The 15,022-nt window shown below is 61.7% G+C and carries 11 protein-coding genes; 5 read left to right on the top strand and 6 right to left on the bottom strand.

Going from position 1 to position 15,022, the window contains the following annotated elements:
- Positions 1–59: 59 nt before the first annotated feature.
- Positions 60–545, bottom strand: coding sequence for a peptidylprolyl isomerase (locus Q8O69_RS16770; RefSeq protein ID WP_305593363.1), 486 nt, complete (start codon positions 543–545; stop codon positions 60–62).
- Between Q8O69_RS16770 and Q8O69_RS16765 the strand changes: the two genes are divergently transcribed.
- The 4 genes from Q8O69_RS16765 to Q8O69_RS16750 all read left to right on the top strand — a co-directional run bounded on the left by Q8O69_RS16765 (position 514) and on the right by Q8O69_RS16750 (position 5,338).
- On the top strand, positions 514–885 hold the full coding sequence (locus Q8O69_RS16765; protein WP_305593362.1) for a DUF3565 domain-containing protein: 372 nt from the start codon (positions 514–516) through the stop codon (positions 883–885). The two genes, Q8O69_RS16770 and Q8O69_RS16765, sit on opposite strands and share 32 nt — an antisense overlap.
- Positions 886–2,073, top strand: a complete 1,188-nt coding sequence (locus Q8O69_RS16760) for an acetate kinase (protein ID WP_305593361.1) — start codon at positions 886–888, stop codon at positions 2,071–2,073. It begins immediately after the preceding gene.
- A gap of 59 nt (positions 2,074–2,132) precedes the next feature.
- The gene (gene pta / locus Q8O69_RS16755) at positions 2,133–4,226 is read left to right on the top strand and encodes a phosphate acetyltransferase (RefSeq protein ID WP_305593360.1); all 2,094 of its coding nucleotides are present in this window, start codon (positions 2,133–2,135) and stop codon (positions 4,224–4,226) included.
- A 200-nt stretch (positions 4,227–4,426) separates the two neighbouring features.
- Positions 4,427–5,338: an acyltransferase gene (locus tag Q8O69_RS16750; RefSeq protein ID WP_305593359.1), complete on the top strand. Its 912-nt coding sequence runs from the start codon at positions 4,427–4,429 to the stop codon at positions 5,336–5,338.
- A gap of 175 nt (positions 5,339–5,513) precedes the next feature.
- Here the strand turns inward: Q8O69_RS16750 and Q8O69_RS16745 are convergent, their stop codons facing one another.
- From Q8O69_RS16745 to Q8O69_RS16725, 5 genes are all read right to left on the bottom strand, one after another.
- Positions 5,514–7,664, bottom strand: a complete 2,151-nt coding sequence (locus Q8O69_RS16745) for a bifunctional diguanylate cyclase/phosphodiesterase (RefSeq protein WP_305593358.1) — start codon at positions 7,662–7,664, stop codon at positions 5,514–5,516.
- A gap of 71 nt (positions 7,665–7,735) precedes the next feature.
- Positions 7,736–11,500, bottom strand: coding sequence for a response regulator (locus Q8O69_RS16740; RefSeq protein WP_305593357.1), 3,765 nt, complete (start codon positions 11,498–11,500; stop codon positions 7,736–7,738).
- A 171-nt stretch (positions 11,501–11,671) separates the two neighbouring features.
- Complete coding sequence (locus Q8O69_RS16735) at positions 11,672–12,328, bottom strand: OmpA family protein (protein ID WP_275960849.1); 657 nt, start codon at positions 12,326–12,328, stop codon at positions 11,672–11,674.
- 108 nt (positions 12,329–12,436) lie between these two features.
- Positions 12,437–13,084: an MBL fold metallo-hydrolase gene (locus tag Q8O69_RS16730; protein WP_305593356.1), complete on the bottom strand. Its 648-nt coding sequence runs from the start codon at positions 13,082–13,084 to the stop codon at positions 12,437–12,439.
- A gap of 2 nt (positions 13,085–13,086) precedes the next feature.
- Positions 13,087–14,106 carry an AraC family transcriptional regulator gene (locus Q8O69_RS16725; protein ID WP_305593355.1) on the bottom strand — a complete coding sequence of 340 codons (1,020 nt, stop codon included), beginning with the start codon at positions 14,104–14,106 and terminating at the stop codon, positions 13,087–13,089.
- Positions 14,107–14,496: 390 nt separating this feature from the next.
- Here Q8O69_RS16725 and Q8O69_RS16720 point away from each other — a divergent pair.
- On the top strand, positions 14,497–15,022 hold a 526-nt coding region (locus Q8O69_RS16720; RefSeq protein WP_305593354.1), incomplete at its 3' end, for a metal-dependent hydrolase.

The following is a 15,022-nucleotide window of genomic DNA, read 5'->3' as shown; positions in this document are numbered from 1 at the left end:
CGAGCCAGTGGTTGATACGACCATAAGTCGACTCGTGGCGACCACATAAGGCTAAACCATCAATGATGATGGCCACCTTCGCCATGGATATGGCCATGCGCGACTTCTTCTTCGCTGGCATCACGCACGCTGATGACCTTGACCTTGAAGTGCAGGCGCTGGCCAGCCAGTGGGTGGTTGCCGTCAACGATTACGTCGTCGCCTTCCAGTTCGCGGATGGTAACGATCTGCATGCCGCCGTCCGGGCCGGAGGCGTGGAACTGCATGCCGATTTCCAGCTCATCCACACCTTCGAACATCGAACGGTTGAGGGTGGCTACCAGCTCGGCGCTATATTCGCCGTAGGCGTCTTCCGGCTCGACTGCAACTTCCAGCTCGTCGCCGGCTTGCTTGCCCAGCAGGGCTTTTTCCAGGCCGCCGATGATGTTGCCGGCACCGTGCAGATAAGCCAGCGGCGCGCCGCCTGCAGAACTGTCGATCACCTCACCGGCATCGTTAGTCAGGGTATAGTCGATGGAGACGGCCTTATTGGCGGCGATCAGCATGGGGCGAGACCTTTTGCTTGGAAATAAAGAGCGGGCAAGTTTACCCAAGGGCACGCGCGAAAGCGAACCGCACACAGACGGACGGCCAAGCGTGGCCTTAGTGCGCGTGCTTGATTTTCGTCAGGATGAGCACGGCGATTGGCTGGCAGTATTGTCCTGCGGCCATACTCAGCACCTGCGCCACCAGCCGCCCTGGCAGAATCGCGCCTGGGTGCTGGATGCGCAGCAACGCCAGGCGCAGCTGGAAAAACCCTTCCTCTGCGGCTGGTGCGCAACTGAACATGCAGCAAGCGAGGCGCTGACAGAGCGCCCGAACAAAGATTTGCACAAGGAGCGGTAAATGCCCGCACGCAATATTCTGGTGATCAACTGCGGCAGTTCATCGATCAAGTTTGCCCTGATCAACGAAGACCAAGATGCCTTTATTCTCAGCGGCCTGGCCGAGCGCCTGGGCAGCCCGGATGCGCAAGTGCACTGGCAGCAGGGCGACAACAAAGACAGCCTGATTCTGCCCCACGCCGACCACCGCACCGCCCTCGCCCAGGTGTTGCCTCTGGTGCAGTCAGCCGCGGGCGGCCAATTGCACGGCATCGGCCACCGCGTGGTGCATGGCGGCGAGCATTTCACTGCGGCCTGTCGCCTGGATACGTTGAGCCTCGCCGCAATTCGCGCCACCGCGCCGCTGGCTCCGCTGCATAACCCGGCCAACCTGCTGGGCATCGAAGCGGCGATCAAGCTGTTCCCCGACCTGACTCAGGTTGCAGTGTTCGACACGGCCTTTCACCAGACCCTGCCCGAACACGCCTACCGCTACGCCCTGCCCGAGCACCTGTACCGCGAACACGGCGTACGCCGCTATGGCTTCCACGGCACCAGCCACCGTTTTGTCAGCCAGCGCGCCGCGGAAATGGCCGGGCTGCCGGTCAACGCCAGCAGCTGGCTGGTGGCGCACCTGGGCAACGGTTGTTCAACCTGCGCCATCGTCGATGGGCAGAGCCGCGACACCAGCATGGGTCTGACGCCACTGGAAGGCGTAGTGATGGGCACCCGCAGCGGTGATGTCGACCCCAATCTGCACAGCCACCTGGCGCGCACCCTGGGCTGGAGCCTGGAACAGATCGAAACGATGCTTAATAAAGACAGCGGCCTGCAGGGCCTCTCCGGCCTGTCCAATGACATGCGCACCCTGGAGCAAGCCCGTGAGCAGGGCCATGCCGGTGCCACCTTGGCCATCGAGGTGTTCTGCTACCGCCTGGCCAAATCCCTGGCGGCCATGAGTTGCGCGTTGCCACAACTCGACGGCCTGGTCTTTACCGGCGGCATCGGCGAGAACTCGGCACTGATCCGCAGCAAGACCGTTGCCCACCTGAAATTGCTCAACCTGGCCCTCGACGATCAGGCCAACGCTCGCACCGTGCGCGGTGCGGCTGGGCCGATCCAGGCTGACGGGCACCCGCGCGTGCTGGTCGTACCGACCAATGAAGAACGACAGATTGCCCTCGACACCCTGGCGCTACTAGAAGCCTGAGCGACGCGCATCCCGTTGGGCTTCGCTGCGCTCAGCGCCAACCTACACATGGAGACAGCATGCACACCTTCTTTATTGCCCCCACCGGTTTCGGTGTCGGCCTTACCTCGATCAGCCTGGGCCTGGTCGGTGCACTGGAGCGTGCCGGCCTCAAGGTCGGCTTCTTCAAACCCATCGCCCAACCGCATCAGGGCGATATGGGCCCGGAGCGTTCCAGCGAGCTGATCGCCCGCACCCATGGCCTGCACTCGCCAAAACCACTGGCCCTGGCGCATGTCGAGCGCATGCTCGGCGACGGCCAGTTGGATGAGCTGCTGGAAGAAATCATCAGCCTCTATCAGCAGGCGGCTGCAGGCAAAGACGTGGTGATCGTCGAAGGCATGGTGCCGACGCGTCAGGCCAGCTACGCCGCGCGGGTCAACTTCCACCTGGCCAAGAGCGTGGATGCCGAGGTGATTCTGGTTTCCGCCCCGGAACAGGAAAGCCTCAGCGAATTGAGCGACCGAGTGGAAATTCAGGCCCAACTGTTTGGCGGGCCAAAAGACGAGAAAGTGCTCGGGGTGATCCTCAACAAGGTACGCAGTGACGATGGTATCGAAGCCTTCGCCAATCGCCTGAAAGAACTCTCGCCACTGCTCAAGGGCGATGACTTCCGCCTGCTCGGCTGCATCCCCTGGCAAGACGAACTGAACGCCCCGCGCACCCGCGATATCGCCGACCTGCTCGGCGCGCGGGTGCTGAATGCCGGTGATTACGAGCAGCGGCGTATGCTGAAGATCGTGCTCTGCGCCCGCGCCGTGGCCAACACCGTGCAACTGCTCAAACCCGGTACCTTGGTGGTGACACCGGGGGACCGCGACGACATCATCCTCGCCGCCAGCCTGGCGGCGATGAATGGCATGCCGCTGGCCGGCCTGCTGCTGTGCAGCGACTTTGCCCCCGATCCGCGGATCATGGAGCTGTGCCGTGGCGCGCTGCAGGGCGGCTTGCCGGTGATGACGGTCAGCACCGGCTCCTACGACACCGCCACCAACCTCAACCGCCTGAATAAGGAAATCCCGGTCGACGACAAGGAGCGCGCGGAAAAAGTCGCCGACTTTGTCGCCAGTCATATCGATCACGAGTGGCTGTTCGCCCGCTGCGGCACGCCGCGCGAGCTGCGCATGTCTCCACCGGCGTTCCGTTACCAGCTGGTGCAACGCGCCAAGGCAGCGAATAAGCGCATCGTTCTGCCGGAAGGCAGCGAGCCGCGCACTGTACAGGCCGCCGCCATCTGCCAGGCGCGCGGCATCGCCCGCTGCGTGCTGCTGGCCAAGCCGGAAGATGTTCACGCAGTAGCCCATGCCCACGGCATCGACCTGCCGGAAGGCCTGGAAATCCTCGACCCGGACCTGATTCGCGAGCGCTATGTCGAGCCGATGGTCGAGCTGCGCAAAGGCAAAGGGCTGAACGCACCGATGGCCGCCGCACAACTGGAAGACACCGTGGTGCTGGGCACCATGATGCTCGCCCTGGATGAGGTCGACGGCCTGGTGTCCGGGGCGATCAACACCACCGCCAACACCATCCGCCCGGCGCTGCAGCTGATCAAAACCGCGCCCGGCTACAAGCTGGTGTCGTCGGTGTTCTTTATGCTGCTGCCCGACCAGGTGCTGGTCTACGGCGACTGCGCGGTAAACCCTGACCCAACAGCGGTGGAACTGGCGGAAATCGCCCTGCAAAGCGCAGCCTCGGCCAGCGCTTTCGGCATCATTCCTCGGGTGGCGATGCTCAGCTACTCCACCGGCGATTCCGGCAGCGGCGAAGAGGTCGAAAAAGTCCGCGAGGCTACCCGCCTGGCCAAGGCCAGCAATCCCGATCTGCTGCTCGACGGCCCGCTGCAATATGACGCGGCGGCGATTGAAAGCGTCGGCCGGCAGAAGGCCCCTGGCAGCCCGGTCGCCGGCCGCGCCACGGTATTTATCTTCCCCGATCTGAACACCGGCAACACCACCTACAAGGCGGTACAACGCAGCGCCGATTGCGTCAGCGTCGGCCCGATGTTGCAGGGACTGCGCAAGCCGGTGAACGACCTATCACGCGGCGCACTGGTCGACGATATCGTCTTCACCATCGCCCTGACCGCGATCCAGGCTGCCAACCTGCCCGAGTAAGCCGCGCCTGTCAGGCCGGGTCAAACCGGCCTGCCGCAAAAAATAGCGGCAAAAGGTGGCGATCAACGGCGATCACCCGCATTTCGAGGGGTTGCAGTTCGGTGCACAGGCGTTAACCTGTGCGCCGACCGATCTGTGGTGGAAAACCACAGACATAGATAAGTCGGGGCCTACGCCCCTTTTTGGAGGCATCTGTCCCCATGCTGCATTTTCTGCCTGCTCCATTACGCGGCCTGCTTGCCGGCCTGCTGCTCGCCCTCAACACCCTTATCTGCTGCTGGCCGCTATTTATCGGAGCCCTGCTGAAATTTCTGCTGCCCATTCCGAAAGTGCAGCGCGCGCTACGCGCGGCCATGCATGCGACTGCCGAGTTCTGGATTTCCGTCAACAAATTCTGGATGCATTTGGTAGGCAAGACCGAGTGGAATGTCGAAGGACTCAAGGGCTTCGACATGCAGCACTCCTACATGGTGACCAGCAACCATCAGAGCTGGGTAGATATCCTGGTACTGCAATACCAGCTCAACCGGCGCATCCCATTTCTCAAGTTCTTCCTCAAGCAGGAGCTGATCTGGGTGCCGGTAATAGGCCTGTGCTGGTGGGCGCTGGAATTCCCGTTTATGAAGCGTTTCAGCAAGGAGTACCTGGCCAAACACCCGGAAAAACGCGGCCAGGACCTGGCCACCACGCGCAAGGCCTGCGAGCGCTACAAGACCAACCCGGTGTCGGTGTTCAACTTCCTCGAAGGCACGCGCCTGTCCCCCGCCAAGCATGCGCAGCAGCAGTCACCGTTCAAGCACCTGCTCAAGCCCAAGGCTGGCGGCATTGCCTTTGTACTGGATGCGATGGGTGAACAGCTGCACAGCCTAGTCAACGTCACCATCCATTACCCGCAGGGCACACCAGGATTCTGGGACCTGCTGTGCGGACGGATTGACCAGGTGGTGGTGCGTTTCGATCAGGTGCAGATTCCCGAGGAATTTATTGGCGGCAACTACGATCAGGACGAAGCCTACCGCCTGCAGTTCCAGCAGTGGGTCAACCAGCTATGGCTGGATAAGGATGCGCAGCTCGAAGAGCTAAAGCAGCGCTATCCCGCCAAGCCAGCGTAATACTGTTCGGTTAAGAAAAATGCCGCTTGCCTGTTACAGGCAAGCGGCATTTTTTACATTTTGAGCCGTAGGGTGGATGACGCTTTACCCATCCACCACAACCGAATGCCGGCTGGGCGGTGGATGAAAAGAGCGTCATCCACCCTACGTCGTATCGCCGCAACCTCAAGCCCGCCTAACTGGCGGGCTTTTCATTGGCAGACGGCAAATTGTGCCAATCCAGCTGCGCGGGGAAGGTTTTGACCTGCTCGGCGCTTAGCCCCGGCGCGACCAGAAAGCCCTGCATGATTGCGCAGTTATGCGCCGCCAACCAATCGCGCTGGGCCATGGTTTCCACGCCCTCGGCGATCACTTCCAGGCCCAGGTTGCGGCCCAGGTCGATGATGGTGCTAACCACCGCCGCATCACGCGGCGAGTCGAGCATATTGGAGATAAACAGGCGGTCGATCTTCAGCGTATCCAGCTCGAAATGACGCAGGTAAGCCAGCGATGAGTAACCGGTGCCGAAGTCATCGATGGCGATCTTCACCCCCAGCTGACGCAGCTGGCGCAGCTGCTCCTGGCTGGTTTCCAGGTCCTGCATCAGCGCACTTTCGGTGACTTCAACCTCCAGCTGCCGGGGGTTCAACTGGTGCTCTTCAAGCACCCGGCGCAGGTCATTAACCAGCTGCGGCATACCAAACTGCACCGGGCTGACATTCAGGCTGAGCACCAGTTCGTCGCCGTACTGCTGGCTCAGTTGCTGGCACTTCTCGATCCCAGCCTGGAAAATCCAGCTGCCCAGGCGGTTGATCAGACGGGTCTCTTCCAGCAGCGGAATAAACACCCCCGGCGCCACAGTGCCGGCAACCCGGTGCTGCCAGCGCAGCAAGGCCTCGAAGCCGCGCAGGCGCCCGCTCTCCAGGTAGATCTGCGGCTGGTAGACCAGGACGAAATCATCATTCTCGATGGCGTTGCGCAGGCTTTCCTCAAGCATCAACCGTGAGCGTGCACGGCCGTTCATTTCCGGGGAGAAGAAGCGGTATTGCTGGCGGCCCGTGCGCTTGGCCTCGTACATGGCCATGTCGGCGGCGCGCAGCAAGCCTTCCACGCTTTGCCCACATTCGGGGAAACAGGCAATGCCTACGCTCGCGCCCAGGGTTACCTCGATGCCGTCGAGGTTATGCCGCACCGACACCTGCTCGATCAGTTTCTCGGCGATGCGCGCGGCGTCTTCCGGGTGTTCCAGGCTGTCGAGCAAAGCGGTGAACTCATCGCCGCCAATCCGCGCCAGGCTGTCATAGGGGCGCAGGCTGGCCTTAAGCTGTTCGCCGACCAGTTTGAGCAAGCGGTCGCCAACGTCATGACCGAGGGAGTCGTTGATGCGTTTGAAGCCATCCAGATCGAGATAAAGTACCGCCATGCGCTGGCCGCTGCGATTGATCCGCGACAGCGCCGACTCCAGCGCCTGATAAAAACCACGGCGGTTGAGCAGGCCAGTCAGGGCGTCGGTAATCGCCTGGGACTCCAGCTGCTGATGCAGGTGGCGCACCACCGACATATCCAGGGCCATCACCACCATGGCGTGCTGCAGGCGCGGCAAGGGGGAACAGGACAGCGCCACCGGCACCTGCCCGCCGTTCAGCGTGCGCAGGTTGGCGTCATGCAGGCGATAGGCTTCACCGCGCCGCCACTGCAGGTAAAACTCGGACAGGCGCCATTCGCTGGTGACTTGCGGGCTGACCAGATAGGAAAGCATTTCACTGCCTTCCAGATCGCTGATCGAGCCCTCAAGCATGCGTGCCATGGCCGGGTTGGCGAAGTTGATCCGGCCATCTTCGCCCACCACCATGATGCCTTCGGCGGCGTTGTCCAGCACCGAGGCGTTGAACGCCCGCGCGGTGTCCAGTTGCTGGGTCAGTTGCAGCAGCTCGCTGCGGTTGCGCTCATGTTCGAGCAGGGCGTGAATCTTGTGGCGCAGTACATTGGAGTCGAACGGCTTGAGCATAAAGTCCACCGCACCGGTGGCGTAGCCCTTGATCACCGAGTCCTGGGTCTGGGCGATGGCGGAGACGAAAATGATCGGGGTAAAGCGGGTACGCGGGTTGCCACGCATCAGGCGGGCGACCTCAAAGCCGTCCATGTGCGGCATCTGCACGTCCAGCAGCACCAGGCCGACATCCTCTTCGAGCATGCACTGCAGGGCCGTTTCGCCCGAGTCGACACAACGCAGTTGCCAGTCACCCTCCTCCAGCAGAGCCTGCATGGCCACTAGGTTTTCCGGGCGGTCATCCACCACCAGCAGAATCTGCGTGCTGGACACGCTCTTCAGCTGCACATGTGCCATATCTCCTCCCTTGTCCCTGGCGAGCGCCTTGCGACTCCTGTTGCGGTTGAGGTTAGCAGGCCGCAGCGAAACTACTGCGGCGCTGCGGCGGATGCCCCGAATGAGCCCGTATGCGGGTCGGCAGTGGCCAGCCAACGCACCAGCAGCTCAAGCAAGGCCTCGCGGCTGACCGGTTTGGCCAAGTAGTCATCAGCGCCAGCGGTGATGCATTTCTCCCGGTCGCCTTTCATCGCGTGGGCAGTCAGGGCGATGATCGGGATGCTGCAACCGTGCTCGGTCTTGAGCAGCCGGGTGGCGGTGTAGCCGTCCATGGTCGGCATGGCCATGTCCATCAGGATCAGGTCGAACGGTTCGCGCTCGTAACAGTTGATGGCCTCCTGACCGTCCTTGGCCGAGCTGATGATCAGCCCTACTTCATCCAGCAAAGCCGTCAGGGCATAGACATTGCGCACGTCATCATCCACCAGCAGCACGCGCCGGCCTTCCAGCGGATTCTCGATTCTCGGACTTCCGGCCCGCGCGGGGTCACGCACGCTGCCCAGAAAGCCCTGCACCGCTTCGCTCAATTCCTGCATGTCCTCGCCGTGCTTGTGCACCACCACCGCGCTGTAACGGCGCAGGCGCTGCAGGGCCTGGCGGGTGACATCAACACCGGTATTGATCACCACCCGCGTGCCATTCAGCGGGCGCTGGCGGTTGAGGGTTTCCAGCAGCTCAAAGCCATCCTGATCGGGCAGATCAAGATCGATCACCAATGCATTGAACATCCCGGCGGCATAAGCCTGCTGCGCCTCATCGGCGCGCGCGCAGGCCTGCACATCAAAGCCCAACTGCTGCAGATGCTCACGGTAATGCTCGCGCTCAACCTCAACATCCTCGACCAGCAACAGGCGCTGCGCCGGCGATTGGTCAAGCTGTTGCAGGTCGACAAACACCTGCTCCAGGTCCGCACGCTGAATCGGCTTGACCAGATAGCGCGTACCGTCATCGCTCCAGTCCACCGGTTGCGGTACGCAGGAGATGATATGCACCGGGGTGCTGCGGTGGCTGGCCTGGCTGCGCAGGCGGCGAAACAGCTGCCAGCCGCTGATATCCGGCAGCAGAATATCCAGGATCACCGCACTGAAACGCTCGCTGTGCAGCAGGTTGAGCGCCTGCACCCCAGAGCGGCAATGCACGCTGGCAAAGCCGTGAGCGTGCGCCTCCTCGGCCAGTACCGCAGCAAAATTCACATCGTCTTCAACAATCAGCACCGCCGGACCTTCGCCGCTGCGCTGCGGCGCGTCGGCGGCCGGTTCTGCATGCTCCTGCACCTGCGCCACCACCCGCACCGGCAGCTGCACGGTAAAACAGGAGCCTTCACCCAACGCACTTTGCAGGCTGATCTCGCCGTCCATCGCCAACACCAACTGGCGGGTAATCGCCAGCCCCAGCCCGGTGCCACCAAAGCGCCGGCTGGTGGAACCGTCGATCTGCTGGAAGGCCTGGAAGATCTGCTCATGCTGCTCGGCCGCAATGCCAATGCCGCTGTCGCGCACGCTGAAGTTGAGCAGCTCATGGCCCTCCTCGGGCTCACCACTGGCGCAGGACACGCTCAGGCTGACCTCACCGTGCTCGGTAAACTTCAGCGCGTTGGACAGCAAGTTGCGCAGGATCTGCTGCAAGCGGATGCGGTCTGTGTGAATCACCCGCGGCACCCCGGCCTCCAGCTGGGTATGCAAGCGCAGGCCCTTGATCTCGGCCATCGGCCGCAGGCTGGCATCCAGCTCGACCAGCACATCCTGCATGTTCAGCGGTTCGAGCTTGAGCTGCATACGCCCGGACTCGACCTTGGCCAGGTCCAGCACATCGTTGATCAACTGCAGCAGGTCGCTGCCGGCACGGTGGACGATATCGGCATGCTTGGCCTGCTTCTCGGTCAGGTTGCCGGCGCTGTTCAGGCGCAACTGGTCGCTGAGAATCAGGATGCTGTTGAGCGGCGTGCGCAGCTCATGGGACATATTGGCGAGAAATTCCGACTTGTAGCGGTTGGCCAAAATCAGTTGCTCGGCCTGGTCGCGCAGGCGCTGTTCGGCGGCCTTGCGCTCGCTGATGTCGATAATCACCGCCTGCACCAGGGCATCTTCACCACCACGGATCGGCGACAGGCCCACCTCCAGAGGAATCTGCCGACCATCGCGGTGCTGGCCGAACAGCTCGCGGTTATTGCCCATGCGCCGTGGTTCCGGGGTTTTCTGGTAGCCCTGGCGCATCGGCACATGGCTGCCACGCAAGGCCGTGGGCAGCAAAATCTCTACCGGCTGAGAGAGCAACTCCTCGCGGCCATAACCAAACATCTGCTCGGTCTGGCGGTTGACCATGGCGATACAGCCTTGATTGTCGACCAGCACAATGGCATTGGGCGACGCTTCGACCACCAGGCGAAAGCGCTCTTCAGCGCCTTTGCGCGCGCGCAGGTCAATCAGGTTGATCAGGTAATTGACCCCGCCGGAATCGCCTAGCACGCTCAGGCTCAGCGCCACCGGCACTTCCTCGCCAAGATCGCGGCGCGCCAGGTATTCGTTGGACAGCTCAGAGGTGTCGTGATCGATGGCCAGGGCGCTGAGCTGCTCAACACTCGGTAAAAAGCGTTTAACCCGTTCACCGACCAAGCCCTCGGGAGTCGAGTCGAGCAAGTCGGCGGCGCTGCGGTTGGCCATCTCGATCCGCCCCTGGGCGTTGCACAGCAAAGTCGCCACCGGCAACCGCTCGACCAGCAGGCGGAAGCGCTCTTCGCGCTCACGCAGTTTGTCGGTGGCCAGGTGGTTGGCGTGCAGCTCGCGCTCGCGCAGATACAGATAGCCACCGACCAGCAAGGCCAGCAGCGCCGCAGCCACCAGGCCGATCCATAAACTGATACCGCCGCGGCTGGAAAAGGCCGCTTCATAGGCTGGCGTGCTGGTTACCTGCAGCACCCAGTTGCGCCCATACAAGGGTAATTCCAACTCATGCTGAAAGCCTGGCTGCAGGGCAACACCCTGCGCCTCGGCGCTTAGCAAGGGGGTTTGCAGAGCCTGCTGATCCTTGATCACCACATCAAAGCGCTGGCTCTGCGCACCGAGAATGCCTTCCATCAGCTCATGGCTGCGAAACGCCCCATGCACCATGCCGAGCAAGGCAGTACGGCGTTCCTCGGCCGTGCTCTGCGGCATGCCGGGCTGGTACACCGGCAGAAACAACAGCACCCCGCCCTGCACATTGGCCTCGGTTTCCTGGCGCAGGGTGACCGGCGCACTGAGAATTGCCTGGCCACTGTCGATGGCCTGCTCAACTGCGGCATTCCGTACGGCTTCGCTGAGCATGTCGTAACCCAGCACCCTTCGGTTGCGCCAGTCCAGCGGGCTGATGTAATCGATCAACAGGTAATGCTCGCGCGCGCCTGCTGGGGAAATCTGGTAGTCCGCTCGCCCCTGGCTTTGCTGCGCAGCCAGAAAAGCATCGAGCTGCTCGGTACGCAGATACCGCGACCATGCCAGGGCCAGGATGCCCGGATAACGGTCCTGCAGCTGCAGCTGATCGAGGGCGCGATCCCACTCGGTCAGGGACACATGATCACTGCCGGTCATCAACCCGGAAACGCCACGCAGCACCATTTCATAAGCGCGCATGCGGCTTTTTACACGCTGGCCGATGTCCTGAGCTTCCAGCTCGAAACGCTGCTGGTTCTGCTCGCGCTCACGCTGCTCGAAGACCTGCCATTGCCAGACGATCAACGCCCCCAGGCCAAGCGACAAGGCCAGGGTGACCCACAACGGCAACCAGGGTTTACGCGAGGAAGAAACATGCCTGTCGTCCATGATTGCTCCAGTTGTCGTCCATGTCCGGTGCGGGCGGCGCACCGATGCGGCAGGGTTATTGGAACCACTGCCAGCAGTCTAGTCACGATTTGAACCGCTGGCCGAACCTAAATTGCAGGCATAAAAAAGCCGCGCATTCGAACCAATGCGCGGCTTTTTTGCAGCCTGCGGTTACAACGGACGCAGGTTGATTTCTACCCGGCGATTCTGGGCGCGACCTGCTTCATTGGCATTGCTGGCAATCGGCTGGCTCGGGCCGGCGCCATAAGACGACAGCCGCGAAGCCGGAACGCCATTGGCGCTCAGGTAAGAGGCGACGCTCTGCGCACGGCGGTTGGAGAGGTTCTGGTTCAACTCGAACGAGCCGGTGCTGTCGGTATGGCCGACGATATCGATGCCGTTCTTGTTGAACTCCTTGAACACCGTAACCAGGGAGTTGAGGGTTGGGTAAAACCCGCTGGAGATATCCGCCGAGTTGGTGGCAAAGGTGATATTGCCCGGCATGATCAGTTTCAGGTCATCGCCATTGCGCTGCACCTGCACGCCCGTGCCCTGTAGGGTCTGGCGTAGCTTGGCTTCCTGGGTGTCGACGTAGTAGCCGTAACCACCACCGGCCGCACCACCGACTGCCGCGCCGATCAGGGCACCTTTGCCGCGATCCTTCTTGCTCGATGTGGCTGCACCAATCACCGCACCGGTCACTGCGCCGACACCGCCGTAGATGCCCGCTTTGCCTGCCTCACGCTCACCGGTATAGGGGTTGGTGGTACAGCCGGCGAGTACGCCAAGACCGAGGGTAACAACAGCCAGATTTCGCCACAGCTTCATGCGTACTTCCTTTGAATATCGGATCGGGACAGGTTTGCACCTGGGTTTTCGAGCCCGATACGTGGTTAAAGTTCATTTTCCGGGGTGATTGAGCAGGTCTACAGCCTGCTAAGCACGAACAAACGGATTATCACGCATCTCATCACCGAGGCGCGTATCGGCGCCATGGCCGGTCACCACGGTGGCGTCTTCGTCCAGGGTATACAGGCGCTGCTTGATCGAGCGCTCGATGGTCGAGTAATCGCCGCCCCACAGGTCGGTGCGACCGATACCGCGCTTGAACAGGGTATCGCCAGCGATCAGCAACTTGTCCTGGGGGAACCAGAAACTCATCGAGCCAGGGGTATGCCCCGGCGTATGCAAAGCCACGCCGCAACCGCAGGCCAGCTCCTCGTCATCACTCAACCACTGATCCGGTGCCGGCACCGGCGTGTAAGGCACACCGAACATGCGGCACTGCATCTCCAGGTTATCCCAGAGAAATTGATCTTCTTTGTGCAGGTGCAGGGTCGCGCCGGTCTTCTCCTTCATCTGCCCGGAGGCGAGGAAGTGATCAAGGTGCGCGTGGGTGTGAATGATGCTCACCACCTTCAACCCGTGCGCCTCCAGACGCGCCATGATCAGCTCGGGGTTGCCACCCGGATCAACGACGATGGCCTTCTTGGTAACGGGGTCACCGATGATCGTGCAGTTGCACTGCAAAGGCCCGACGGGGAAGGTTTCGCGGATCAGGGTCGGGGTTGCGGCAGAACTCATGGTTATTCCTCAGCGCGGTAATCGCTGGGCAGTTTACCCGTCCATTTCTTGAACGCACGGCGAAAATTCGACGGGTCGCTGAAGCCCAGCAGGTAGGCGATTTCATACAGCGGCAGGTGGGTGGTGGTGAGGTATTGCAGGGCCAGGCTTTTGCGCACTTCATCGAGCACTTGCTGGTAACTGGTGCCCATATTCGACAGGTGCCGTCGCAGGCTGCGGCCACTGGTGTGCAGGGCATCGGCGGCGCTGGCCAGGTCGGGGAAGTCACCGGGGCGCGCCAACAGCAAGCGGCGCACGCGGGTCAGCAGGCCGTCCTGCACATCTAGGCTGGCCAGCAGGGCCTCGCATTGCTGCTCGCACATCTGCACCGTGGCCGGGTTGGCCAAAGCCATCGGCCGGTCCAGATAGCTGATCGGCATACTCAGGCGGTGATAAGGCTGATCAAACGCTACCGCTACGCCAAACAGCCGCTCGTAGCGCTCGGCGTAGTGCGGCGCGGCATGGGCAAAGCCCACCTCGACCTCCTGCAGCCGCTCGCCGACCAGAAAGCGCGCGATGGTGTAGAGGCTGGTCAGTAAACCTTCGGCGGCGAAGCGACTGAGCGGGCCCAATGGCATGGTTTCACTGGCGCGCAGTTCGATCCGGGTGCCCAGCTCGACCATTTCCAGCTCATAGGTCAGGCCCAGTACGCGGTAGTACTTGAGGGCGAACTGCATGGCCTTGCCCAGATTGGCGCTGGACAGCACCGCATAACCGAGGATGCCGTGGGTTGAGACATTCAGCCGCTGACCGAGCAACAGGCCCAGCGCCGGCTCATCACACAGGCGCAAGGCGCTGCTGGTGAGTTGGGTGAAATCAATAAAGGACAAGCGTCCCTGCGGGTTGCCCAGCACTTCGGGCCGCACCCGCGCCTCAGCAAACAGCTGCGCGCGCGGTACGCCCAGCTCCTCGACCAGGTCGAGCAAGGCGGCGGCGTAGGCGACGGGAACCAGTTCGGCAGAGAAATTCAATGATGGCTTCATGGGCTTCTTATTATCTGGCCAGATATGACCACTGGCAGCGACGATAACCCTGTTCGGCAAAAGCCGACAAGGGCATCCCTGCACCGTAGGGCCAGGTCAGTCGCCTGCGTAGTTTGTGCGAAGGCTTTAGCCATACTCAGGACTTAATCGGCCGATCACCACAACCGAAGGTTGGGCGCATGCATGGCGCGGGTGTCTTCCACGTCCAGGCAAGCGCTCTAGCACGCAGATTTGCTAACCCAGGCACGGCGCTGACAAGCCATAAAGCCTGGTACACCCGTGCAATATTGGCCATATATGACCGAAATATTGGCTGTTGTGAACCTTTGCCGAAGCGCTTGGCGAATCCATAGTGAAGTCACGCTTTAGTCACAGACTCAGGGAGTCAGCATGGTCAGCACTACCCCGGAAGGTTTGCAGATTCGTCCACGGCATATGGATTTCGATTTCCCCAATCCGCTGCCGCGTCACTGGCACAGCGGCGATGCCTTCAAAAGCCATCTGTTCGATGCCATGTCGGTGCTATTCCCCGACGGCGAACGCTTCTTTATCGATTCGGTGCGGCACTTCCGCGACCAGATCGACGACCCAGTGCTGAAAGAGCAGATCCGCGGCTTTATCGGCCAGGAAGGCCACCACAGCCGCGAGCATCTGGAATACAGCAACCGCCTGCGCGACCTGGGTTACAACATCACCCGTATCGAAAAGCGCGCCCAGGCACGGATTCGCTACACCCAGAAGAAGTTCTCACCGCAAAGGCAACTGGCAGCCACGGCCGCGCTGGAACATATCACCGCGATCATGTCCGACTGCCTGCTCAAGTACCCGAAACTCCTGGAAGGCGCTCACCCCACCATGGTGCGCCTTTGGCGCTGGCTCGCTATGGAGGAAACTGAGCACAAGGAGGTGTCCTTCG

Origin of the sequence: Pseudomonas sp., from assembly GCF_030690725.1 — a bacterium.
GTDB lineage: Bacteria > Pseudomonadota > Gammaproteobacteria > Pseudomonadales > Pseudomonadaceae > Aquipseudomonas.
The sequence above is the reverse complement of the archived record's forward strand: the minus strand, read 5'-3'. Positions and strand labels throughout refer to the sequence as shown.